Source organism: Collinsella ihumii (assembly GCF_030385545.1).
GTDB lineage: Bacteria > Actinomycetota > Coriobacteriia > Coriobacteriales > Coriobacteriaceae > Collinsella > Collinsella ihumii.
The window spans coordinates 135,805-156,755 of the sequence record NZ_JAUEIQ010000002.1; the positions used below are offsets into that span (position 1 = coordinate 135,805).

20 protein-coding genes and 1 tRNA gene are annotated in these 20,951 nt (G+C 66.7%); 1 reads left to right on the forward strand and 20 read right to left on the reverse strand.

Features of this window, described 5'->3' with window-relative positions; all coding sequences use genetic code 11:
* Positions 1-57: 57 nt before the first annotated feature.
* Positions 58-960: a LysR family transcriptional regulator gene (locus QVN30_RS02835; protein ID WP_289835383.1), complete on the reverse strand. Its 903-nt coding sequence runs from the start codon at positions 958-960 to the stop codon at positions 58-60.
* A gap of 121 nt (positions 961-1,081) precedes the next feature.
* On the opposite strand from QVN30_RS02835, the gene QVN30_RS02840 reads away from it, so the two are divergent.
* Positions 1,082-2,509, forward strand: a complete 1,428-nt coding sequence (locus QVN30_RS02840; RefSeq protein WP_289835384.1) for a pyridoxal phosphate-dependent decarboxylase family protein — start codon at positions 1,082-1,084, stop codon at positions 2,507-2,509.
* A gap of 65 nt (positions 2,510-2,574) precedes the next feature.
* Here QVN30_RS02840 and QVN30_RS02845 read toward each other — a convergent pair whose 3' ends face one another.
* The 19 genes from QVN30_RS02845 to rsgA all read right to left on the reverse strand — a co-directional run bounded on the left by QVN30_RS02845 (position 2,575) and on the right by rsgA (position 20,404).
* Positions 2,575-3,627, reverse strand: coding sequence for a TatD family hydrolase (locus tag QVN30_RS02845; protein ID WP_289835385.1), 1,053 nt, complete (start codon positions 3,625-3,627; stop codon positions 2,575-2,577).
* Positions 3,620-4,498: a 16S rRNA (adenine(1518)-N(6)/adenine(1519)-N(6))-dimethyltransferase RsmA gene (gene rsmA / locus QVN30_RS02850; protein ID WP_289835387.1), complete on the reverse strand. Its 879-nt coding sequence runs from the start codon at positions 4,496-4,498 to the stop codon at positions 3,620-3,622. The genes QVN30_RS02845 and rsmA overlap by 8 nt, the downstream gene beginning before the upstream one ends.
* Before the next feature lie 367 nt (positions 4,499-4,865).
* A complete protein-coding gene (gene metG / locus QVN30_RS02855; RefSeq protein WP_289835390.1) occupies positions 4,866-6,467 on the reverse strand; it encodes a methionine--tRNA ligase in 1,602 nt (533 codons plus the stop codon).
* Between the two features lie 525 nt (positions 6,468-6,992).
* Positions 6,993-7,871 (reverse strand): 16S rRNA (cytidine(1402)-2'-O)-methyltransferase, encoded by an 879-nt coding sequence (rsmI, locus tag QVN30_RS02860; protein WP_289835391.1) that lies wholly within the window; start codon positions 7,869-7,871, stop codon positions 6,993-6,995.
* 15 nt (positions 7,872-7,886) lie between these two features.
* Entirely contained in the window at positions 7,887-8,951 is a 1,065-nt protein-coding gene (locus QVN30_RS02865; RefSeq protein ID WP_066830117.1) for a glycoside hydrolase family 5 protein, read from the reverse strand.
* A 70-nt stretch (positions 8,952-9,021) separates the two neighbouring features.
* Positions 9,022-9,094: transfer RNA gene (locus QVN30_RS02870), tRNA-Phe, on the reverse strand.
* Between the two features lie 67 nt (positions 9,095-9,161).
* Positions 9,162-9,647, reverse strand: a complete 486-nt coding sequence (locus QVN30_RS02875) for a DUF192 domain-containing protein (protein WP_289835392.1) — start codon at positions 9,645-9,647, stop codon at positions 9,162-9,164.
* A gap of 2 nt (positions 9,648-9,649) precedes the next feature.
* Complete coding sequence (locus QVN30_RS02880) at positions 9,650-10,123, reverse strand: hypothetical protein (RefSeq protein ID WP_066830119.1); 474 nt, start codon at positions 10,121-10,123, stop codon at positions 9,650-9,652.
* Positions 10,120-12,144, reverse strand: coding sequence for a hypothetical protein (locus QVN30_RS02885; protein WP_289835393.1), 2,025 nt, complete (start codon positions 12,142-12,144; stop codon positions 10,120-10,122). Before QVN30_RS02885 ends, QVN30_RS02880 begins: the two co-directional genes overlap by 4 nt.
* A 28-nt stretch (positions 12,145-12,172) precedes the next feature.
* Positions 12,173-12,718 carry a TadE/TadG family type IV pilus assembly protein gene (locus QVN30_RS02890; RefSeq protein ID WP_289835394.1) on the reverse strand — a complete coding sequence of 182 codons (546 nt, stop codon included), beginning with the start codon at positions 12,716-12,718 and terminating at the stop codon, positions 12,173-12,175.
* A complete protein-coding gene (locus tag QVN30_RS02895; protein WP_066830136.1) occupies positions 12,663-12,902 on the reverse strand; it encodes a hypothetical protein in 240 nt (79 codons plus the stop codon). Before QVN30_RS02895 ends, QVN30_RS02890 begins: the two co-directional genes overlap by 56 nt.
* Positions 12,903-12,919: 17 nt before the next feature.
* Positions 12,920-13,453: a hypothetical protein gene (locus QVN30_RS02900; protein ID WP_087201401.1), complete on the reverse strand. Its 534-nt coding sequence runs from the start codon at positions 13,451-13,453 to the stop codon at positions 12,920-12,922.
* 19 nt (positions 13,454-13,472) lie between these two features.
* Complete coding sequence (locus tag QVN30_RS02905; protein ID WP_239283417.1) at positions 13,473-13,697, reverse strand: class III signal peptide-containing protein; 225 nt, start codon at positions 13,695-13,697, stop codon at positions 13,473-13,475.
* A gap of 16 nt (positions 13,698-13,713) precedes the next feature.
* Positions 13,714-14,319: a type II secretion system F family protein gene (locus QVN30_RS02910; RefSeq protein WP_289835395.1), complete on the reverse strand. Its 606-nt coding sequence runs from the start codon at positions 14,317-14,319 to the stop codon at positions 13,714-13,716.
* Positions 14,320-14,331: 12 nt separating this feature from the next.
* Positions 14,332-15,285 (reverse strand): type II secretion system F family protein, encoded by a 954-nt coding sequence (locus QVN30_RS02915; protein ID WP_289835396.1) that lies wholly within the window; start codon positions 15,283-15,285, stop codon positions 14,332-14,334.
* A complete protein-coding gene (locus tag QVN30_RS02920; RefSeq protein ID WP_087201407.1) occupies positions 15,258-16,601 on the reverse strand; it encodes a TadA family conjugal transfer-associated ATPase in 1,344 nt (447 codons plus the stop codon). The genes QVN30_RS02915 and QVN30_RS02920 overlap by 28 nt, the downstream gene beginning before the upstream one ends.
* Complete coding sequence (locus tag QVN30_RS02925; RefSeq protein ID WP_289835397.1) at positions 16,598-18,169, reverse strand: CpaE/TadZ family protein; 1,572 nt, start codon at positions 18,167-18,169, stop codon at positions 16,598-16,600. Before QVN30_RS02925 ends, QVN30_RS02920 begins: the two co-directional genes overlap by 4 nt.
* Positions 18,169-19,005 carry a Flp pilus assembly protein CpaB gene (cpaB, locus tag QVN30_RS02930; protein WP_289835398.1) on the reverse strand — a complete coding sequence of 279 codons (837 nt, stop codon included), beginning with the start codon at positions 19,003-19,005 and terminating at the stop codon, positions 18,169-18,171. The genes QVN30_RS02925 and cpaB overlap by 1 nt, the downstream gene beginning before the upstream one ends.
* Before the next feature lie 229 nt (positions 19,006-19,234).
* Positions 19,235-20,404 (reverse strand): ribosome small subunit-dependent GTPase A, encoded by a 1,170-nt coding sequence (rsgA, locus tag QVN30_RS02935; RefSeq protein ID WP_289835399.1) that lies wholly within the window; start codon positions 20,402-20,404, stop codon positions 19,235-19,237.
* Between the last annotated feature and the right edge of the window lie 547 nt (positions 20,405-20,951).

The window sequence follows — 20,951 nt, forward strand, 5'->3', positions numbered from 1 at the left end:
ACCGCTCCATACGGCGCCGACCGCCTGTTAACCCTTAAACTTAGTACGCATGCGCGCTCATGCGGTGTACTCAAAGTGCACGCGTAGCATCTCCATGAAGGCAGCCATGGCGCGGGAGACGGGCTTCGCCTCGTGCGCGAACGCCTGAATCCACATGGAAATGGGCTCTATATCGCATGCGAGCTCGACCAGGCTCTTCCTGCGCAGGGAATGCGCCACCGAGAAGCGCGGCAGGAACGAGATGCCCACACCCTGCTCCGCCAGATGGACCAGCGTCTCGGTATTGCCGGTTTCCACCACGGGATGCAGCTGCTCGTCGCGCTCCGCAAGCAGGCACTCAAGCTCGTGCCGATAGCTCTCGCCGCGCTCGGTCAGCACGAGTGGCAGCCCGGCCAGCTCATCGATGCGCACGGGCCCGATCTGCTGCGCCATCTGCAAGGACGCCGCGAACACGATGGGTTCCTCGCGCAATACGGTGCGCTCGAGCCGCGCGATGCTGAGCTTGCGGTCCATGGTGAGCAGCACATCGAGCGTGTTGTCGAGCACCCCTTCCGCGAGCCGCTCCAGACGAGCCGTCGACACGATGAGCTCCACGCGCGGATGCCGCTCATGAAATCGGGCGAGTAGCGTCGGCAACAGGGCCGTCGCGACAGATTCGACGCTGCCGATACGCAGCGTGCCGACCAGCTGGTCGGCGTCCGCATCCGGGATACGCACCGACGCGGCGGCGCGCTCGAGCGCCGCGATCGCCTCGCGGGCGTGGAAGGCGAACGTTCTCCCCTGGTCGGTCAGGCGCGCCCCGCGCGGCATGCGGTCGAACAGCCGGGCGCCCAGCTCCCGTTCGAGCTGCTTGATCTGCATGGTGACCGCCGATTGCGTGTATCCGAGCCGTTCGGCAGCGCGCGAGAAGCTCCCGAGTTCGGCGACCTTCAGAAACGTCTCGATCTGTCGGAGCTCCATCGTCCGCCCTCTCCCATCTGCCATCAAATTATTTGAACGATATATCAGAACTATGAATTGTACAAATAGCTTATCGGCTGCAACGATGGTCAGCGTCACACATCGAGGGAAGGACGCCGCCATGTACGCAAAAGGGACTGCCACCGAGCCGGATGTCGAGCTCGCCGCCGTGCGCTTCGTCTGCGAGCTGTTCGCGCGCAACCGCCATCTATCGGAGGGGCCCGTGGTCTGCGAAGCGCCGCAGGACACGCTCGACGCCATCCGTCGTCGCGGCATCCCGCACAAAGGACGAGAGCTCGACGACGTAGTGCGCGAGATGGAGCACGACGTCATCGGCTACGGCTACAACGCCGACCATGCGCGCTTCCTCGGCTTCGTCCCCGGCCCCACCACTGCCATCTCGTGGCTTAGAGACATCATCGCCGCAGGATACAACCGCCACGCGGGCAGCTTCGCCAACTACCCGGCAGGATGCGTGGCCGAGGACACGCTGCTCGCCTGGTTCGCGGGCAAGGCGGGTTTTCCCGCCGAGACCGCAGGCGGCCTGTTCGTCTCGGGTGGCTCGATGGCCAATCTCACCGCGCTCGCGACCGCGCGCGACGCCATGCTGGCAGATGGGCAATGGGGCCGCGGCGTGGCCTATGTGTCGGAACAGACGCACAGCTCGGTCGCCAAGGGGCTGCACATCATCGGGATCCCGCGCGACCACGTGCACGCCATTCCCTGCGATAGCGCCTGGCGCATGGATACCGCGGCGCTCGAGCGGGCCATCGCCGAGGATCGGCGCGCAGACCTCATCCCGTTTGCCGTCGTGGGCACGGCGGGCAGCACCAACACGGGATCGGTCGACCCGCTGCGCGACATCGCGCGCATCTGCCGAGAGCAGCATCTCTGGATGCATGTCGACGGCGCGTTCGGCGCAAGCGTGCTCCTGACGCGCTATCGCGACATGCTCGACGGCGTCGAGCTCGCCGACTCGCTGTCGTGGGACGCGCACAAGTGGCTGTTCCAGACGTATTCGTGCGGCATGGCGCTCGTACGCGACCGCACGCACCTGCTCAAGACCTACAGCACGCACCCCGAGTACCTGCGAGACCTGGAGAACGGCTCCGACCTTGTCAACCCATGGGACCTTGGACCCGAGCTCACGCGCCCCGCGCGCGGGCTCAAGCTGTGGTTCACGCTTCAGGCGATGGGATCCGACGGCCTGGCCTCTGCCGTGGAGCACGGTTTCACGCTCGCCCGGTGGGCCGAGGACGAGTGCCGCAAGGACCCCGACATCGAGATCGTCTCACCCGCCCAGATGGCCATGGTCAATTTCCGCTTCGCCCCCGCCGGCTATCCCGACGCCGAGCTCGACGAGCTCAATCGCGAGATCTCGCGGCGCGTCGTGGCGAGCGGATACGCGGGCGTCTTCACGACGGAACTCGCCGGCAAGACCTGCCTGCGCATCTGCGCCATCCATCCCGAGGCCAAAGAGGAGGACATGCGCGGCACGATCCGGCATCTGCGCGCCCACTGCCGAGACATTCTCGCAGGGCGGTCGTAAGACGAGGCGGCCCGGAGCCCAAGGACGGAGCGGGCGAATCGGCCCCGTCCAAAACGTTCCGCCCGCTATCCGAACAGGCGCTTCGAGTTCTCCCACGCGGCGCGCAGGATATCCTCTGCGCGCTCCCCGGTGCGCTCGGCACGCTGCGACGCCAGCGTCAGGGCGGTCTGGCAGATCATGGCGGGCTCGCACTCAAGGCCTCGAATGGGCTCCGGCGCCATGTACGGGCAGTCTGTCTCGAACAGCAGGAGGTCGAGCGGGCAGGCGCAAAACGCCTCGCGGACGTCTTCGTTGCGCTTGAACGTCGCCGCACCGCCGAAGGCGATGTAGCAGCCCAGGCCGGCAAAGCGCTCCATCGTGGCCCGGTCCTCGCCAAAGCAGTGAAGCACGCACCCCGCCTCCGGGACGCCCTCCTCGCTCAGCACGCGATACGCATCCGCATGCGAGCTGCGCTCATCGTCGGTGTCCTCATGGCGGAGATGGAGTTCGACGGGCAGCCGATGCTCGTGGGCAAGCGCAAGCTGGCGGACCATGGCATGGATCTGGATATTGTGCGGCGCCGCCTCGATGTCGTCGTCAGCGTCGAAATGGTAATCGAGCCCGATCTCGCCGATGCCGCGACACCACGGATCGTCAAGCGCCTCGGCAACCTGGGCGTGGACCGCATCGGTGTAGCGCGGCGCGCCGTACGGGTGGACGCCGGCGAGATACGAGATGTGATCGAACAGCTCGGATGTCGCGCGCGCCTCGTCCACCGCACCGGTTGCCACGCCCTGGTCGAACAGCGCGCGGGCCTCGGAGATCCAGCCCTCGAGCAGCACATGGAACTCGGCGGCACTCGATGCATGCCTGCCATCCGACAAAGGATCCCAGATGGTCGTCAGCTGGCCCACGCCCGCCGCCGCCGCGCGCGCAAGCGCCGACACGGGATCGACGCGCCAAAAGCTCATGAGGTGCGCATGGGTGTCGGCCACGGGCGCCCCCGCCCAAGGCAGCTCGAACACCTTGCTTTTCTTCATATACGCCAGGCTCAGGCGAAGCGTCGGGTTGAGGCTTCCACCTTGCGCATCCTGCTCGACGAGCCCGACCTGGCCCGACTGTCCGTGCCGCTTACTCATTGTCTTCCCGCCACTTCCCGCTCAGGCACGCCGCGAGGCGCACGAAGTCCTCGACCCCGAGCGTTTCGGCGCGCGCCGTCGGCGCGATGCCGCACGCATTGAACGCGGCATCGAGCGCCGCCCTATCGAAACCCGATGCCGACATGGAGTTGCGGATCGTCTTGCGCCGCTGGGCAAACGCGGCATCGATGACCTCGCAGATGCGATCGACATCGGAGGCTTCCGACGCGAGCGGCACCTCATGGCGATCGAGGCGCACGACGGCCGAGTCCACATGGGGCGCAGGCATGAAGCAGCGCGGCGGAACCTCGAACCGGCCCGTCACACCCGCATACAGGCCGAGTTTTGCCGTGTAGCCGCCATATGTCTTGGTCCCCGGGTGCGCGGCGATTCGATCGGCGACTTCCTTCTGAACCATGACGACGACGCTGCGCAAGTCCGGCATGGTCTGGAAGAACTGCAAGATGATGGTCGCGGCGACGTTGTAGGGCAGGTTGGCCACGAGTATCTCGGGCGCCCCGCCGCACGCCTCCGCGATCCGCTCGGGTGCGACGCGCAGCGCGTCTCCCATGATGTAGGCGAAGTTGTCGTGCTCGAGGGCATGGGTCCTCAGCACGGGTTCGAGCTCCCCGTCGGCCTCGATCGAGACGACCCGCGCCGCGTCCTGCAGCAGGGCCAAGGTAAGCGTGCCGATGCCCGGCCCGACCTCCACCACGCACTCGGATCCGTCAAGGGCCGCCAGGTCCATGACCTTCTCGATCACGTGGTTATCGATCAGGAAGTTCTGGCCGAGCCTGTGCTTGGTCGCCAGGCCATAGGTCTCAAGAAGCGCCCGGGTGGCGCCGGGGTTTGCCAAAGGCGAGGTCGTCATGTCGTCTCCGTCGTCATCATGCCGGTGTATCCCGCCTATTATCCCCCACGAACCGCGGGCCCACAAAAGCCCGATGAGCCCGCTGCACACGCGGGCCGTTGCCGCTTGACCCGGGGATGCAAAACGAACTGGCCGGCGGCTCCTTGGCCCCAGACTCCGCTTATTCATGAATCAGCGGAGCCCTTTTCGGCGTTTGCCCAGGATTCGTTTATTTGACACCTCTACTATTTCATGAATAAACGAGGCGGCAGCACCCGCGACGGGCGCAAACCCCTCCCCCCGCGGCATGCAAAAAGCACCCGCCCGCACCCCGGCTCTAAGCGATGCGGGGTGCGGGCGGGTGCGAAGCGAATTGAGCGATGTCTTTCTAGTCGACCAGGCGCGGGAACAGCGCGTCGCCCTTCTCGACCGGCTGGCCGCCGGCAAGGCCGCCCCACGCGCACGCTGCGACCAGATCGTCGGTCGCGGCCTCATCGGCGCACGAGATGCGACGCAGGGCCTCGGCGCTCGTGGTGGGCATGAACGGCGCGAGCAGATGGGCGGAGATGCGGATCGCCTCGAGCAGGTTATAGATCACGAACGCCAGCTCATCGGCGCGCGCCGGATCCTTGGCGAGCGCCCAGGGCTCGGAATCCTCGATGTAATGGTTGGCCACGTGGATGAGCTCCATGGCCTCGTTGACCGCCTCGCCGTAGGCGAACGTCTCCATCTTGGCCGCATAGCGCTCGACCAGGCCGTCGGCGACCTGCGCGAGCGGGTTGGCGAACGCGTCGGCCGCGGCGGGCTTGGCCGGAGCGCAGCCGTCGAAGTACTTAGCGCTCATGTTCAGCGACCGCGACACGAGGTTGCCCCAGCTGTTGGCAAGGTCCGCGTTGTAGACCTGCTTCATGCGACCGAACGAGATCGCGCCGTCGGAGCCGGGCACCACGTCGGTCATGAAGTAGTACCGGTAGCCCTCGACGCCCATGAGGTCGATGACCTCGCGCGGAGCGATGGCGTTGCCGCGGGACTTGGACATCTTCTCGGCCTTGCCGGTCTGCTCGTTGCGGACGGTCAAGAAGCCGTGGGCGAACACGTGCTCGGGCAGGGCCTCGCCGATAGCCATGAGCATGGCCGGCCAGATCACGCAGTGGAAGCGAATGATGTCCTTGCCCACGATATGCGTCTGCGCAGGCCAACGGTACGCGAGCTCGGCGCGGGCCTCGTCGGTATCCACGCCGTAGCCGACCGCCGTCATGTAGTTCAGAAGCGCGTCGAACCACACGTAGGTCACATGGCCGTCGCCAAAGGGCAGCGGGATGCCCCAATCGATGTTGTTGCGGGAGACGGACAGGTCCTGCAGGCCGCCCTCGACGAACGTGCGGACCTCGTTCATGCGGAAATCGGGCTGCACGAAATCGGGGTGCTCGTCATAGAGCTTGAGCAGGCGATCCTGGAACTCGGAGAGCTTGAAGAACCAGCTCTCCTCCTGAATGCGCTCGAGCGGACGGCCGCAATCCGGGCACAGGTGCTGGCCTTTGGTGCCGCGCTCCTCGTCGGCCTTCTCGACCTGGGTCTCGGTGAAATAGGTCTCGTCGGGCACGCAGTACCAGCCGTCGTAGTTGCCCTTGTAGATGTAGCCGGCCTCCTTCATGCGCTCCCACAGGTACTGGACCGCATGCTCCTGGCGCTTCTCGGTGGTGCGGATGAAATCGTCGTTGGAGATCTCGAGCTCCTCCCACAGCGCATGGAACAGCGGAGCCTGGGAGTCGCACCACTCCTGCGGCGTCAGGCCGTGCGACGCCGCTGCCTCGGCGACCTTCTGGCCATGCTCGTCCATGCCGGTCAGGAACATGACGTCGTAGCCCATGGCGCGGCGGAAGCGCGCTTGGACATCGGCCATGATGGTGGAGTACGCCGTGCCCAGATGCGGGGCGGCGTTCACGTAGTAGATAGGCGTGGTGATGTAATAGGACGGTTTCGTGCTCATGACGCGCGGACCTCCCCCTCATTGACGTTGCAGTGGGTTCACAATCAATTCGCCATTGTAACGCAAACAGCACGAGCCCCTTCGGCTTGGGCAGAAAAAGGAGAGACCGCGGGATGTTGCGGGACATGTGCGCCACAAAGCGGCTCCACGCGCCCATGCGGCGCGTATGGAGCCCTAGAGCGGGTGTCGCTGCGCTATCTTTTCGGAATCGTGGTCAATTTACCCATCGAACCGGAGCTCGTCATCTAAGTGCTTAATATTAGATGTTATTATTCCGCCTGCTTCCAGAAGAGTAGCTGTGCCCTCTTGCCAGCCCTGCGGGAAAAGACGTCCCGAGCGCGCCAGTACGATATACATTATATTGTCTTTTTCTGCAGTCCAGAACGAACTTCCCGGTTCGACAGGTAAATTGACCACGATCGGGAATCAATACCGAAAACTGCGCGACACGAACGGCCGAGAAACGCCGCTCGGCCGCCTTCTCGCCCGACAGGCACCCCGCGGGCGCCCGCAACCCCAGCTTTCCTACCGCTGCTCGTCCATCTGCAAGATCAGGTTGTACACGTCGCGCTTCTTGCGGGAATACTGCTGCGCCAGGCGCTTCGAGAGCGCCGAGGTCGACTCGCCGGCGGCAAGCGCCTGCTCGATGTCGGCGCGAAGCGCCTCGTCAGGGTCGACATGCGCATCCGCCGCGACGGCGCAGCGCAGACCGGGCAGCTCGTCTGCCGTGGGCGGCGCCACGACGACGACCATCTCCCCTCGCAGCTCACCGCGCTCGCGCACCGCATCGGCAAGCTGCGGGGCCTTATCGCGCAGAACCTCCTCGTGCAGCTTGGTGAGTTCACGGCACAGCGCGACCGTGCGCGCGGGAAACACCTGCGCGATGGCATCGAGCGACGCCGCGACGCGGCGCGGCGACTCATAGAACAGCAGCGCGCCCGGTACCAGCGCAAGCTCTTGCAGGCGGCGTACGCGCTCGCCGTTCTTGCGCGGCAAGAACCCCTCGAAGAAGAAGTGCTCGCACGAGATGCCGCTCGCCACGAGCGCCGTCACGCACGCGGAGGGACCAGGGATGACCTCCACATCCGCCCCCGCCTCGCGCGCGGCATCGACCAGCACCTGACCGGGATCGGACACGCTCGGCATGCCCGCATCGGAGGCGAAGGCGACAATCTCCCCCGCAAGCACTCGCTCCACGATCTCCGGGGCGCGCGCCGCGATAATGTTCTCGTCGCACCGGATGAGCGGACGGGAGAGCTCCAGGTGGGCCAAAAGCTTCGCCGTCACCCTGGTATCTTCGCAGCATATGGCGTCGGCCGCGCGGAACGCGTCGGCCGCGCGCGGAGTCAGGTCTCCGAGGTTGCCGATGGGAGTGCCCACGATATAGAGGCGCCCGGACTGCATGCCGAATACCCCCGCCTAGTCGATCATCGCGCGCTCAAGCGGCGAGAGCGCGACGCGCGCGTCCCACGCGGGGATGCGCTTCTCGGTCTTCCACGTCTGGAAAAACCAGCCCGCCGCCTCGCCGAAGCTGGCCAGCTCGCTCGAGATGAAGACGCGTTCGTACGCGTCGCGGCCCTCCGGGGTCACCGTCGAGCTCGACATCACGGCGGCGGCGGACCACTCGCCCACGATTACCGGGAACCCGCAGGAGCGCGCTTCCTTGATGAGTCGGCGGTTGCGCGCGACGGCCTGGGAGATGCCCTTGGGCGACGTGATGTCCACCGCGGTGTCGTCGCGGTAGTGGTACAGGTGCAGATCCATGTACACGTTCTGATACTTGGCACCGCTCATGAAGCGCTTCCACATCTCGGGATGGCCCGAATCGGAGAACACCACGATCTTGTCCTCGGGCATGTGGGCGCGCACGAGCTCGTAGGCATCGCGGTAGTAATTGCGCAGGTAATGGCTCGGAATGCCCTGCGTCACGTTGAAAAGGCCGCGCCGCACGCTCATGATCGGGGAGTCGAGCAGCTCGATGCCGAGCAGCGCCGGAGACGTGCCGTAGCGCTCGGCGAGCTTGCCCAAAACGTTCAGGGCGACATGGCGGCCGTTGGACGTCGAGTGCCAATCCGCCGTGGTCTCGGGCGTGGTGGCGCTCTCGTTGGAGTCGCCCTGCCCGCCGGGCACAGTCGCCAGGTCGAGCAGGACGGTCATGTCGTACTTCTCGGCCCACTCCATGGCGCGGTCCACGTAATCGACCGCCGGGATGTGCGCGAGCGCATCGCTTTGCGAACCGAACACGTACCACGGCACCGGCAGGCGAACGGCATTGAAACCGATGGCGGACATGCGGTTGAAATCGAATTCGCTGATGAACGTCTCGTAGTGCTGGCGCAGGCGGTCGCTGTACGTCGCAGAACCCATGGCCTGCTGCAGCTCGACGTCGTTCGAGGCCCCCGTTGCCGCGTACAGCGACGGGGTGACCCAAGGCTCAGGGATAAACCAGCCGGACAGATTGACGCCGCGGATTCTCTCTGCCATCCCGACCCCTCCTTGCGAGCGGAATAAAAAAGCGTCCGGCGTTTCCGCCGGACGCTCATCAATCAAAGGGTGGCCAGAAAGGGATTCGAACCCCTGACACGAGGATTTTCAGTCCTCTGCTCTACCAACTGAGCTATCTGGCCACATCGCCTGTCGCAAGCGACGGCTAGTACAGTTTAGCAAATGCCGAAATTGGGTCAAGGGGAAAATTCAGAAATTTCGGCACGGCGGAACCGTTCGCCATCTCTGCAGGTCAGCGAGCGTGCTTCCCCATGCGCCGTCTCCGAGCGCCCCTGGCGGGGCTGCGCCCGCACATGCTCGCGGCGCCTCGTCTTGAACGCGACACCAAGACACCCGCCCGCCATCGGCCTCGAGCAGCGAGGCGCGCTCGAGCACCGCCACCGCCCCGGGACACGACACCATCCGCCACGGACGCACGCCCTCGTACAGCGCCAGCACGCGCCCGCGCACGTCCACGCAGGCGATGTCCAGCGGGTAGCGCATGAAGCACGTATGGACCGACCGGCACGAGGGGAACGCCATGACCAGCGGCAGGCCGCCCCTCCCCACAGGGTCCCTCACCGTCATGCCGAGCAGCCTTGGAGCGAATCCACGCGCCACCACCAGCTCCGCAGGCCTCCAGCCCAGCTCGTCGAGCGCACGCTCGAGCGCTTCACAGCCCTTCTCTCCCCGCATCGCTACATCACCACCCCGGGGCGCCACGGATCGATGACGACCGCGCGCTCGTGCTCCAGATACAGCGGCGCCCCCATGTCCACGCCGGCGATCGTCAGCGCGGACGGCCAGGGCGCATAGCGCATCACGCACCGGTAGGTACGCGTGACGCCCACGAGCGTCAGCAGCGACCCCAGCCCCTGGTCGTCCTCCCCCTCGAGCACGACCTCGACCTCGACGCCGCATCCCGCCATCGCCTGTGCAAGCTGCTCTTCCACCGTCGTCGTCACGGCATCGGCGCCCCCGTCGCCCACCGGGGAGACAGCGTGCGCGAGCACTACGTCGGGCGCCACGCGGTCGAACCGCGCCACGGCCGAAGCGAACATCATCGCGTTGTAGGCAACCAGCGCGAGCACGATCAGCACGGGCGCGACAATCGCCATCTCCACGGTCGCCTGCGCCCGCTCCTCGCCCATCCAGCCCTTGAGCCCGCTCATCCTCCCACCGCCTCTATCACGTCTTTGACCCGAATCGTCAACGGGATCGAGCCGCCCCACGGGAACTCGATCTCGCCCAGGCTGAACTCGTAGGAGGTGATCTCGGCCACGGGCATATACGTCAACGCCTCGGCGATGTCGCCGGGATCGGTCGTGCCGACCGGGATCCTGCGCACCAGCGACTGGACGTTGGACAGCGAAGGGATATCGGAGCGCGCGAGCACGTTCGTCGTGTCCGTGAGCACCGGCTTCTTGAGGCTCATGTCGACAGGCTGCAAGCCGAGCCCCTCGATCGCAGCGCCCAGGAGATCTTGCAGAAACGTGGCGATAGGGCCCAGCCCGATTCCTCCCGCACCGGCTACGAACTGGTCGAACAGCGAGGTGAGCCCCTCGCCGGCGGCGCTGTACCCCACGAGCAGGACGCCCCACAGGTCCATGACGGCGCCGAGGATGCCCGCCACGCCGCCGAGCACGGCATTGCGCTCCAACGAGGAGAAGAAGCTCGCGAGCACGTTGTTTTGCAGGGTCGCCTCGTCGCGGGCGAGCGCCGCCGCCGACGCCGCCCCGCGCTCCCCCAGCTCGACCGCCTCCGAGAAATCGGTCTCGAGCAGCTCGGGCGACACGATCTCGCCCGAGCCGACCACCCCGATGCAGCCGTAGCGTCCCGGCGGGGCGATCTTGGGCCGAATCACACTCAGCTCGTCGGCGATGTCCTGAAAGACGTTGCCCGCGTTTTCGGCCTCGTCCTTCGTTTGGCGCTCAAGCTCGAGCTCCCGGTTCCGGCACTCGACGTACGCATCGAGCGCCTTGGTGAACGCGCGCAGATGGTATTCGAAACCGTTGTCGATCGACGTCGATGCCGCTGGGGTCTTTCCCACGTCGCCCACGCCGAACGCGCATTCCGGGCACTCGGCCGCGTTGCCGAGCTCGACATCTGCCAGCGAGAGCTGCGGCCCCGCGTCCCCCTTGGCGCCCGGGCAGTCGGTTCCGTAGTGCAGCGTGACGCCGCCGTCCTCTATCGTCGAGGGCCACATGGCGCGCCGGTACAGGGAGCTCTGGCGAATCTCCTCGGTGTTTCTCGGCAGCAGCGGCACCGTCGAAACCACATGGTCGCCGCGCAGCTCGACCGCGGCATCGCGCAGCTCATCGCACGCGAACTGGTAGAACGCGCGACGCGCCGCCGAGTTCGCCTTCTCTTCGGTCGAGCTGTTCTTGGGCTTCTCGTTGCTCAGGCGCCAGCGGTAGTACGCACGCGCGCGGTCGAGCGCGATTTTTGGCTGCCAGCTCACGCTCGACTGGTAATCGGGATTCTCTATGGCGGACAGGCCCGAAAGGCTGGCCGCGCGCTCCTGCATGTTTTTGCCCGCCTTGCCGCAATCGGCGCGCCACGCCTCCTCTTTGGCCTCCGCGGTCTTCTTCGCGGCCTCCTGCATCTCCTGCGCCGATTCCTCGAGCTTCTCGCCCGCCTCCTCGAGCTCATCGGTCTCGATATCCTCCTCAAGCGCGCCGAAATCGGAATCGGATTTCCACGGCACGGGAATCGCGGTCCCCATATACGCGACCGCATCGGTCGTCTGCGCCATGCACGTCTTCGTCCCGTTGGCGGCGATGATCGCCGGCAGGACCTTCTCGAGCTTCATGAGCGCCTTGCCCACGCTTTGCGAAAACGTGTTGCGCGTTTTCAGAATCTGTATCCCCTTGTGCAGCGTCTCGGCACCCGCCGCCTCCGCGCCGGGGATCAGCGTGAGCACGAGCCCCGTCCCCGCGGTGATGAACCCGGCGAGCCCCAGGCTCAGCACGCACGCGTCCATCACCGTCGCCGCCGTGCAGTACGATGACACCACGTTGGCGCCAGCGAGCGCGGTCGCATCGGCGCTGACCTGCACGTCTCCCGCACGCGACATGCTCCATGTCGCCGTGAGCGAGGAGAACAGCAGCGTCAGCACCACCAATATGGTGACCGCCGCTGCAAGCGTCGTGTACGCGCCGTCCTCTATGAACAGGTCGATGCCCCAGCGCACGCGGGCCGCTCCCCCGTCGGAGCCCTCCTCACGCCTCTTCTTCCTCCCACATCTCCATCCACGTCTCGTAATCGCCCTCCAGCCAGCTCGGACGTCCTTCATATGCCACCGTCACCTCCATCTCCACATCGCCGTAGATGTTCGTCTTGCCGAACGCCGAGGCGAACGCGCCGAGCACCGGCAACGGCGTCACGTACCCCTTGATCGACACGCCGACCGCCCCGCCGGTGTCCTCGGCGCGCGTGAGGCGGACGTCCCACGAGGCGGGCCCGCCCGCATGGAAGATGTCCAGATCGGGCACGGCCTGGAGGCGACGCACCGCGAACGCCTTCAGCGTCATGTCGTTGTCCTCCTGCGCCGTGACCATCAGGCGCGCGGTCTCGGAGGCGACCGACTCCATCACGCTGCGTGTGTAGAGCATGCACACCGGCTGCAGCGCCAGCAGCAACAGCACCAGAAACGTCGGCAGCAGGAAGGCGGCCTCGACGGTCGCCTGCGCCGACCGCTCGCGCGCAAGCTCAGTACAGCAAGATGTCCAAGACGCCGAGCGGGTCGAGGCCGTGCGAGGCCGCATCCTCGACCAAGCGGGCGAACAGGCCCTGCTCGCCCGCTTTCCAGATGGCCGCCAGACCCAGCACGATCGCGAGCAGCATGCAGAACACCAATGCGTACTCGAGGGTCCCCTGGGCCCGCTGCTCCCCTGCGGCGCGCACGGCGAGACGCCGGATTTCGCGAACTCCGCGGTCGATTGCCCCCATCTCCTCATCCCGCCCTCCTAGCTATCCGGTATCTCCGCCCGCAGACGGACGATATGCACATCCGTCTCGCTTCGCTCCTCGTTGGACGCCAGATACACCATGTCGACCCACTCCCGGCCGCCCTGGACCAGCGCCACCCAGACGTTCCCCGCGAGGTCGAGGTATCCGCTGCTCATGAGCTCGGCCTCGGGAAGCTCCGCATAGGCGTACAGCACATCCTGCGCGGGCCCGACCAGATCGCGCTGCTCGGACCATCGCACCGCCGCGCCCTGAGCTCCCTTTTCGGCACCGGCGCCAAGATCGGATATGAACGAATCGGCGGATGACTCGACGGCCTTCTCCATCACGACCTCCGCCCGCTCGAACATCCGCTCGACATCGGAATCGACCGTCTCGACGGCGCTCCGCTCGCCTGGGGCGTCCTCAGCCCGCTGCCCGGTCGCTTCAGACGAGGAGGGCGCGACGATATCCGCCACGCCCTGAGTCCACCACAGCGCCCCAAGCGCCACGGCAAGGCATGCGGCCGGCAGCGCGAAAAGCGCCCACCGCATGCGACGAGGCCCGACGCCCCTATCCGACCGCACCGGTCGCTTCCGTGACGCCGTCCTCGATCGCCGTCCACATGTCGCCGATCATGGGGCCGACCGCCGTTATCGCAGCGATGGCCACAACCACCAGCACCGCGACCAAGATCGCGTACTCCATGGTGCCCTGCGCCCGCTCCTCGCGAAGCAGCGTCCCGACCTCGGCCGCCTGCGTCCGCACGCACCCGATCAGCTTCGTCATCCGTTCCATATGAACCCTCCTTACCTCATGCCGCCCCGCTCGATGCGATGAGCGGCCCCACGATAGACAGCAGCAGCGCCGGCAAGATGAGCACGCCGGTGGGGATCAGCATCTTGACCGGAGCCCGCTCGATCTCGCGCTCCACGGCCGCACGGTGCGCCGCGCGCATCTCGTGCCCCTGCCGTGCCAGCGTGTCGGCAAGCGGCGCCCCCAACGCATGGGCCTGCCCGACCGACACCGCAAACGACTCGAGCTGCCGCACCTCGACGTCGCGCGCCACGGCCATGAGGCCCTCCTCCCTCGTCTCCATGCCCATCTGCCAGCCCAGGCGGGCGCGCGCCATGCGCGACGCGAGCGCGTCGCGGCTGTGCTCGCAATACATTCCCAGCGCGGCATCGAACGACAACCCCGCGGACAGCCCGAGCCTGATCACGTCGACCATCTCGGATACCTGCCCCGGCGTCACCGTCGCACCCGCCGCCTTTCCCCTGCGCGCCGCACGCAGCGCGTCCACGCGCGCGGCGCTCGCCCGCATCGACCCCAACAGCCTCCGCCCATCCAGCTCCAGCACGAACCACGCGCAGAGCGCAACCGACAAACCGACGGCGCCCACCCATAGAACCTGTTGCATACGACCCCCCTCTCACAGCTCGACCTTCATGATCTTGCGGATTACGACAAGCGCCGCCACGTTGAGCACCAGCGCCAACGCAACCGATGCCGCACCGATCGGCATCGCCAAACCGGCGCGGAAATCCTGGGAGATCAGCGAGAGCACCGCCAGCATCCCGACCGGCATGCAGGCGACCAGCCGTGCCGACAGACGTGCCTGCGACGTCTTGACGTCCAGCATCCGGCGCAGCTCGATGCGCGCGCTGACCATACGTGTCGCCTCTACGAGCAAATCCTTCAGCGGGGCTCCCGTTCTCTGGGAGACCTTGAGGGCGAGCACTACCAAGTCGAGCCCCGGGGCGCGCAGGCGCGTCAGCATGGCGTCGAGCGCATCCACCGCCGAGATCCCGCAATCCACCGCGAACGAGACGCGCATGAACTCCGAGCGGACGGGCTCCTCGGCATGGCTCCCCACGTAGCGCATGGCCTGCGACAGGGAGTGACCCGACCCCAGCGATATGGCGAGCGCCCCGAACGCCTCGGGCATCGCCTCCTCCAGACGGCCCGCCTCGCGATGGGCCCTGCGCGATGACAGCACCACCAGGACCACCGAGGGCAGCGCCAACCCGATCGGCAGCGCCGGCAGCGCATGCGCCACCACCGATACGACCACGCCGGACACCGCGCTCATCATCACGACCAGCCCCAGAAGCGTCGCGTCGTCCGCGCTCCCAAGCGGACGCGTCCGGCCCCACGCCGCAAAGCGCAGCTCGCCCAACGCGCGCGCAACGGGTACGACGGAGGAGCTCTTGCCGCCCAGCAGCGCCGACCCCAGGCGCCGGGCCATCCCGCATAAGGATTCGAGCGGCGTGGCGGCCTTCTGGGGAACATAGGGGGTGGCGGCACTCGCACCTGCCGGCACCAGCGCCATGCCCGCGCTCACCATGGCGAGCGCGCCTACGCAGCAGGGCACAAGGACCTCCATCGCTCCACCTCCTCCCTGCTCAACAAACCCGACCGCAGCCCCTCCTCGATAAACGGCGGCTCGCATACGAGCTCCCACGTCCGCGTCGCCGCATCGAAGGCCACGTACTCGGTCAGCTCCACGCCGCCGCCCTCCGCGCGCGACACTCCGGCAAACGAGGAGACGTAGCGCCGCCCGCCCGGCAGACGCGCCGACATGACGATGCCGTCGAGGGCCATCGCGATCTGCTCTTCGATCAGGTCCCCCGGCAGGTCGATGCCGTAGCGCGCCAAAAGCGTCAGGCGCACGATCGCCTCGCGGGCGGAGCCCGCGTGCAGCGTCGTCAGCGAGCCGTCGTGGCCCGTGCTCATGGCCTGCAGCATGTCGATGCACTCGGCGCCGCGCACCTCTCCGACCACGATGCGGTCGGGCCTCATGCGCAGCGCGTTGGTCACCAGGTCGCGGATGCTCACCGCGCCCTCGCCCTCGATCGACGCCTCGCGCGCTTCCAGACGGACCACATGCGGGTGCCGCGAGAACTTGAGCTCGGCGGAATCCTCGATGGTCACGATGCGCTCCCCGAGGCCGATCTCGCACGACAGCGCGTTGAGCAGCGTGGTCTTGCCCGAGCCGGTACCCCCTGCCACCGCCAGATCCTGCCTGAGCGACACCGCGCACGACAGCAGCCTTGCGTACCAGTCGGGCAGCGAACCCATCTCGACGAGTTGCGCCAGCGAGCTGATGCGGTCCGAGAACTTGCGGATCGTCAGCGTCGGGCCGTCGATGGCGATGGGAGGGATGACCGCGTTCACGCGGTAGCCGCTCGGCAGACGGGCGTTCACCAGCGGGCTGCGCTCGTCCACGCGCCTGCCGAGCGGCGAGATGATGCGATCGATGATGATGCGGATCTGCTCGTCGTTCTCGAACACGTCGGGCATGGGGTGCAGCGTTCCGCCGCGCTCGAAAAACGCCGACGTGCAGCCGTTCACCATGATCTCGGTCACGCTCTCGTCGTCGAGCAGCGGCTGCAGGGGGCCGAGCCCCACCACATCGTCAAGCACCTCGTTGATGATGCGCGCGCGGTCCGCCGCGTCGACCTCCGCCGTCTCGCTCGTGTTGAGCACCGCCTCGATCACCGGCCGAAGCTCCTCGCGCGACCGCGCGGCATCCGCTGCGTTGGCCATGCGCGCGACCTCGGCAAAGCCCATGCGCTCCATCATCTCGCGCTTAACCGTTCGCTTGACCTCGCGCAGGCGCTCGTCCATCAGGCCTTCCAGGCCCTCGACGCCCTCGTCGTCGAAGCGCTCCGCGCGCCTCACGCGCTCGAGAACGCTCATTGCCCCGCCCCTTCCTCATGCTTCCAGGGCAGTTTGATGCGAGAACGCGAACCGTTCTGCGCGCCGAGCGCCTGCTGCTGGCCCTCCCAACCCTCCAAGGGGCAGCCAAGCTCCTTAAGCAGGCCGTAGGTCGTCGTCTGCACGTCGCGGGTAAATGGGTTCGAGGTGGCCATAAGGTCTCCGAGCTTGCCGAACGACAGCAGGTCGTGCACCGTCTGGCCCCCATCGGAAATGCGCGCACGCGAGCGCAGGGCGACCGCCATCTCAAAGCGCATGGCGCGCTCCTCGTCGCAGCCGGGAGCTCCGAACCGATTGAACAGGCATGTCATGCGCGTCTTGGGCACCCCGATGCGCGTGGCCAGGGCGACGGCGCGCACCGTGGAGGTCTCCGCCGAGGCGCTGCCGCTCCCCACCACCAGACAGCGGTTACAGCTCGACACGGCCGACGCCACTGCATCTCCCCAGAATACCGACGTGTCGGCGAAGATCACATCGGCCTCATGGCGCAGCACGCCGATCAGCTCCTCGACGGGAGCCGCCATGAGCTCCGCGTACTCGGGGGCAAAGCACGGCCCCCACAGGGTGAGTCCCGGGGCGATCCGCATCGCCGTCGCCTCGATCATCTCCTGGGAGCACATCGGCTTGCCGTCGGCATCGACCAGTCGCCCCAGGTCGCACACCCGCTCGACCCCCATGAGGTTGTGCAGGTTTCCAAACATCAGATCAAGATCGACGACCGCCGCGCGCAACCCCATCTGCGCAGCCTGCCACGCCATGGCCGAAACAACCGTCGTCTTTCCGCACCCACCCAAACCGGAGATGGCGACCACCAACGGTGCGCCGCCGACCTCCGCCCCGCCAGTTCTTGGCGAAAACGTCACCGCGTCCAGCGCCGGTCGCGACGCCGTCGCATCCTCCCCGGGCTCCGCGGCACCGCCATCTGCAGGCTTGGGCTCGCAGGCATCTCGCGCAACGGGCTTCCCGCCCCCATCGGCCCGGTCAGGCGCGTCCGGCGCCGTCGGTCCGGCCGAGACGGATCGCGCATCCGCGCCTTCCGTCTTCTTGTCATCGGAATCATCCGGCGTCCGCGCATACGCGTCTTCCCCGATATCCTCGCGCGCAGGCTCGGCACGCTCCCACGGCGGAACTTCGAGCTCGAGGTCATCGCCGCTTGCACGCTCCGGCCGCAGAACTGGCTCGGGACCCTCTCCCGCACACGCCCTTTCGCCGTCGCCGTCAACACACACGTCTCCAACAGCGATGACCTCGGTTGCTCCTGCAAAAAAGAGGCGGGCGATAAGCCCCGCATCCGCCTCGTCGACAAACGCCAGGACGGTCTCGGCGCACTCCAGGCGCACCAGGTTCTCGATAGCGCCCTCGGCGTCCTCGCCATCATGCACGCAGACCGCCGCGCCGGCGGCGATCCCCGCCATGACCTGCGCCACCGCGAGCAGGCTCGCTGTATCATCGACGCGCAGCAGCCGTGCGCCCGCATCGCGCGCCTCGATCTCGTGCCGAACCCGGGGCGCCTCGCTCCCGTTGCAGCACGCCAGCCACATCGATCCCATCAAGCATCACCACGCTTCTCTTCCACGGAAGCCCCCTCGTCTTCTGACGAGCCGACAGAGCCCCCATCCCTACTTTCTTCACGGTGCGCATCCTCATCAGCCTGATTCGAGGACGCCTCACTGACCGCATCGCCACCAGATGCCCGCTCGGTATCGCCCGCATCGGTTGCCGCCGAATCGTCCTCGTCAGCGGCGTCGTCCGATACGCCGCCGTCCCGTCCGGGAGCGACCAGCGTGATCTGGCCGGCGGACATCGCCGCGAGCACCTCGGACACCCGCTCGGGATCGACCGCCAGCGTCACCCAGCTCAGATCGCCGCCGCCCTGGGCGAGCGCGCTTGTGTCCAGCACGCGCGCCGACAGCAGGCGGTCGGCGATCTCGGCGTCGGACACGTACACATCCACCGTGTCGCCGCGCGCGAGCGATCCGCCCACCGCATGCTGCGGATCGCTCGCCACGCACACCGCGACCTTGTCGGCAGGAATCTCCAGCGAGCCGGATTGCGTCTCGAAATAGACCGGTGAGAGTACTGCCCGCTCGGGGATGTGCGAGGTCGCGACGCGACCGGCGACATCGCCCAGAGAAGTCATGGCCTCGGGAGGCAGCAGGCTGGTCACCCACTCCTCGACGACCACGTTCCCCTCGTCGATCATGTCGCCCGGTTCGATGTCGCGCGAGGCCACGCAAACGGCCACGAGCTCGCCGCCATAGCGCGCGAGAGCCTCCTGCTGCGCAGCCTGCGCCTCCTGTCGCACCGACGAGGCGTAGGCCAGCGCTACGACAGCCGCCGCGATTCCCGTAACCACGCTGATCGCGAGCCTGACACTGCGTTTCACGAAGCGCTCCCCTCATCGGCACCTGCTGGGTATCCGCCACGCGCATCGCCTGTTCGGTCCTGCCGTGCGGAACGATTCAATTGTCCGAGGGGATCGAAGGGTCATCCGAATCGAAAAAAGAAAGTCCCTCGCCATCTGACGAGGGACTTTCCCATATCAAACAGACGTGTTAGATGTCCGTAAGGAACGAACCCGTCCCCAAATGACCCATTCATTGGTCGGTGTTTCCCTAGAGCTTGATGTCGGGGTCGAGGCTCTGCGCGCTGACGCGCATCTCGGATGCGAGCGCGAGGAAGGCCTCGAGGCGGATGCCGTCGATATCGCCGGCCTGCTGGGCCTCGCGCACGGCGCAGCCCGGTTCATGCGTATGCGTGCAGTCGTTGAACCGGCACGCGCGAGCCGCCACGACGATCTCGGGGAACGCGCGGGCAAGGCCGCGTTCATGCCCAACCAGCGGAAGGCTGCGCAAGCCGGGCGCATCGGTCATCACGCCGCAGGGTTCGGGCAGCGCCACCATCACGCGCGCGACGGTGGTATGGCGTCCCGCATCGTCGCGCTCGCGCACCTCGCCCGTAGCCATGGCCTCGTGCCCGAGCAGCGCGTTGAGCAGCGTCGACTTGCCCGCACCCGATTCGCCCAGGATCATGGCGCAGGTGCCGTGCGGCACGCAGAGACGAATCTCGTCCAGGCCCGTCCCCTCCATCGAGGACGTGACGATGACCCGCACCTCGGATCCAACAAGACGCCTCGTATCGGCCAAGATGGATGAGAGCTCGTCCGCGTCGCAGCGATCGGCCTTGGTGAAGACGACCACCGGCTCGGCGCCGCAATCGTAGGCGAGCACAAGGGAGCGGGCGATACGATCGCGGACGAGCGCCGAGGTGTCGCGGGAGGCGCCGAGCGGCTGCACGATGAAGATCGTATCGACGTTGGCGGCGAGCACCTGCCTCTCACCGCGGTTTTTGCCCCGCCAGCGCTCGAATGAGGTCCTGCGCGGGAGCACGCGCTCGATCACGCCCATATCGTGGCCGGGGGCCAGCCGAACCGTCACGACGTCGCCGACCGCAGGAAGCAGGCGCTCCCCCTCGGAGCGCCCCTTGGCGAAGCTCACCGCGTGCTCGGCGCGGAACACGCGCTCTGCGGTCGCGACGAGCGGGAACCCGCGGTCGAGGCGCACGACGCATCCCATGTGCATCTCGGAGGCCGCCTGCGCATCCGTCGCCGCGAGCGCAGCGCAGAACGACTCGTGCGCGGCCCGCTGCGCATCGTCGATATGCATGTCGGCGAAGGTGGGCACATCGTGCAACGCATCGACCTGCGGCAGCGTCGCCATCATGGCAGCCGTGTCGACGGGCGCCGCATGCGACCGGCGCTTGCCCTTTGCCTTGTTCTTGCCCATAGGAGCCCCTCCGCTCGAAAGACGACATCGCCCAGTGTAACGCAAGGGAAGTGCTGATTAACTGCGTTCGCGCCGGGCTGCCGCGCCTACCCATGGGGATGAGCGCGTGAGCATCACTCCTGCCGCCCAGGCACCCATGTGGGCGGACCTATGAGCATTCACTACTCGCTCAGTGGAGCCTCCACTCAAGGTCCGTTGGCGAACGCTTTGATGTGATCGCAGGCTAAACACGCGGACCTGCAGAACGCAAAAAGGCGGGCGGCTTCAGCCTTTTCGCCATGAAAGGAGGAAAAGTGGCAAAAAAGCTGAGGTCCGCCCGCCTCAGGGGAGAGAAAGCAGGTTCTGGGAGACGCCTCGTCTCGCTGCCTCTATGGTAGGAGCTTTATCGTGCTTCTTCGTGTCCTTACGGTGTGCACGTGTCCTTGCGGTGTTCTTGATTCCCGTATCCGATCATGGTTCAGACTATAGGCGGGCGCCACGCCCCGTCCCATGGTCTGCAAACCATCTTTATACACCCGTGGAATGTTCCCTCACGCGACTCGACGGA

Bases quoted from the DNA above. Each gene is read 5' to 3' on its own strand.
- QVN30_RS02890 (WP_289835394.1), bottom strand. From the start codon at position 12,718: ATGCGGCCTCGCACGGCCTCGACCCGCTCGGCGTCTTGGACATCTTGC.
- QVN30_RS02895 (WP_066830136.1), bottom strand. From the start codon at position 12,902: ATGGGGGCAATCGACCGCGGAGTTCGCGAAATCCGGCGTCTCGCCGTG.
- QVN30_RS02835 (WP_289835383.1), bottom strand. From the start codon at position 960: ATGGAGCTCCGACAGATCGAGACGTTTCTGAAGGTCGCCGAACTCGGG.
- metG (WP_289835390.1), bottom strand. From the start codon at position 6,467: ATGAGCACGAAACCGTCCTATTACATCACCACGCCTATCTACTACGTG.
- QVN30_RS02840 (WP_289835384.1), top strand. From the start codon at position 1,082: ATGTACGCAAAAGGGACTGCCACCGAGCCGGATGTCGAGCTCGCCGCC.
- QVN30_RS02920 (WP_087201407.1), bottom strand. From the start codon at position 16,601: ATGAGCGTTCTCGAGCGCGTGAGGCGCGCGGAGCGCTTCGACGACGAG.
- QVN30_RS02865 (WP_066830117.1), bottom strand. From the start codon at position 8,951: ATGGCAGAGAGAATCCGCGGCGTCAATCTGTCCGGCTGGTTTATCCCT.
- QVN30_RS02900 (WP_087201401.1), bottom strand. From the start codon at position 13,453: ATGCGGTGGGCGCTTTTCGCGCTGCCGGCCGCATGCCTTGCCGTGGCG.
- QVN30_RS02910 (WP_289835395.1), bottom strand. From the start codon at position 14,319: ATGCAACAGGTTCTATGGGTGGGCGCCGTCGGTTTGTCGGTTGCGCTC.
- QVN30_RS02875 (WP_289835392.1), bottom strand. From the start codon at position 9,647: ATGCGGGGAGAGAAGGGCTGTGAAGCGCTCGAGCGTGCGCTCGACGAG.
- rsmI (WP_289835391.1), bottom strand. From the start codon at position 7,871: ATGCAGTCCGGGCGCCTCTATATCGTGGGCACTCCCATCGGCAACCTC.
- rsmA (WP_289835387.1), bottom strand. From the start codon at position 4,498: ATGACGACCTCGCCTTTGGCAAACCCCGGCGCCACCCGGGCGCTTCTT.
- rsgA (WP_289835399.1), bottom strand. From the start codon at position 20,404: ATGGGCAAGAACAAGGCAAAGGGCAAGCGCCGGTCGCATGCGGCGCCC.
- QVN30_RS02905 (WP_239283417.1), bottom strand. From the start codon at position 13,697: ATGGAACGGATGACGAAGCTGATCGGGTGCGTGCGGACGCAGGCGGCC.
- QVN30_RS02915 (WP_289835396.1), bottom strand. From the start codon at position 15,285: ATGGAGGTCCTTGTGCCCTGCTGCGTAGGCGCGCTCGCCATGGTGAGC.
- QVN30_RS02845 (WP_289835385.1), bottom strand. From the start codon at position 3,627: ATGAGTAAGCGGCACGGACAGTCGGGCCAGGTCGGGCTCGTCGAGCAG.
- QVN30_RS02925 (WP_289835397.1), bottom strand. From the start codon at position 18,169: ATGGGATCGATGTGGCTGGCGTGCTGCAACGGGAGCGAGGCGCCCCGG.
- QVN30_RS02880 (WP_066830119.1), bottom strand. From the start codon at position 10,123: ATGAGCGGGCTCAAGGGCTGGATGGGCGAGGAGCGGGCGCAGGCGACC.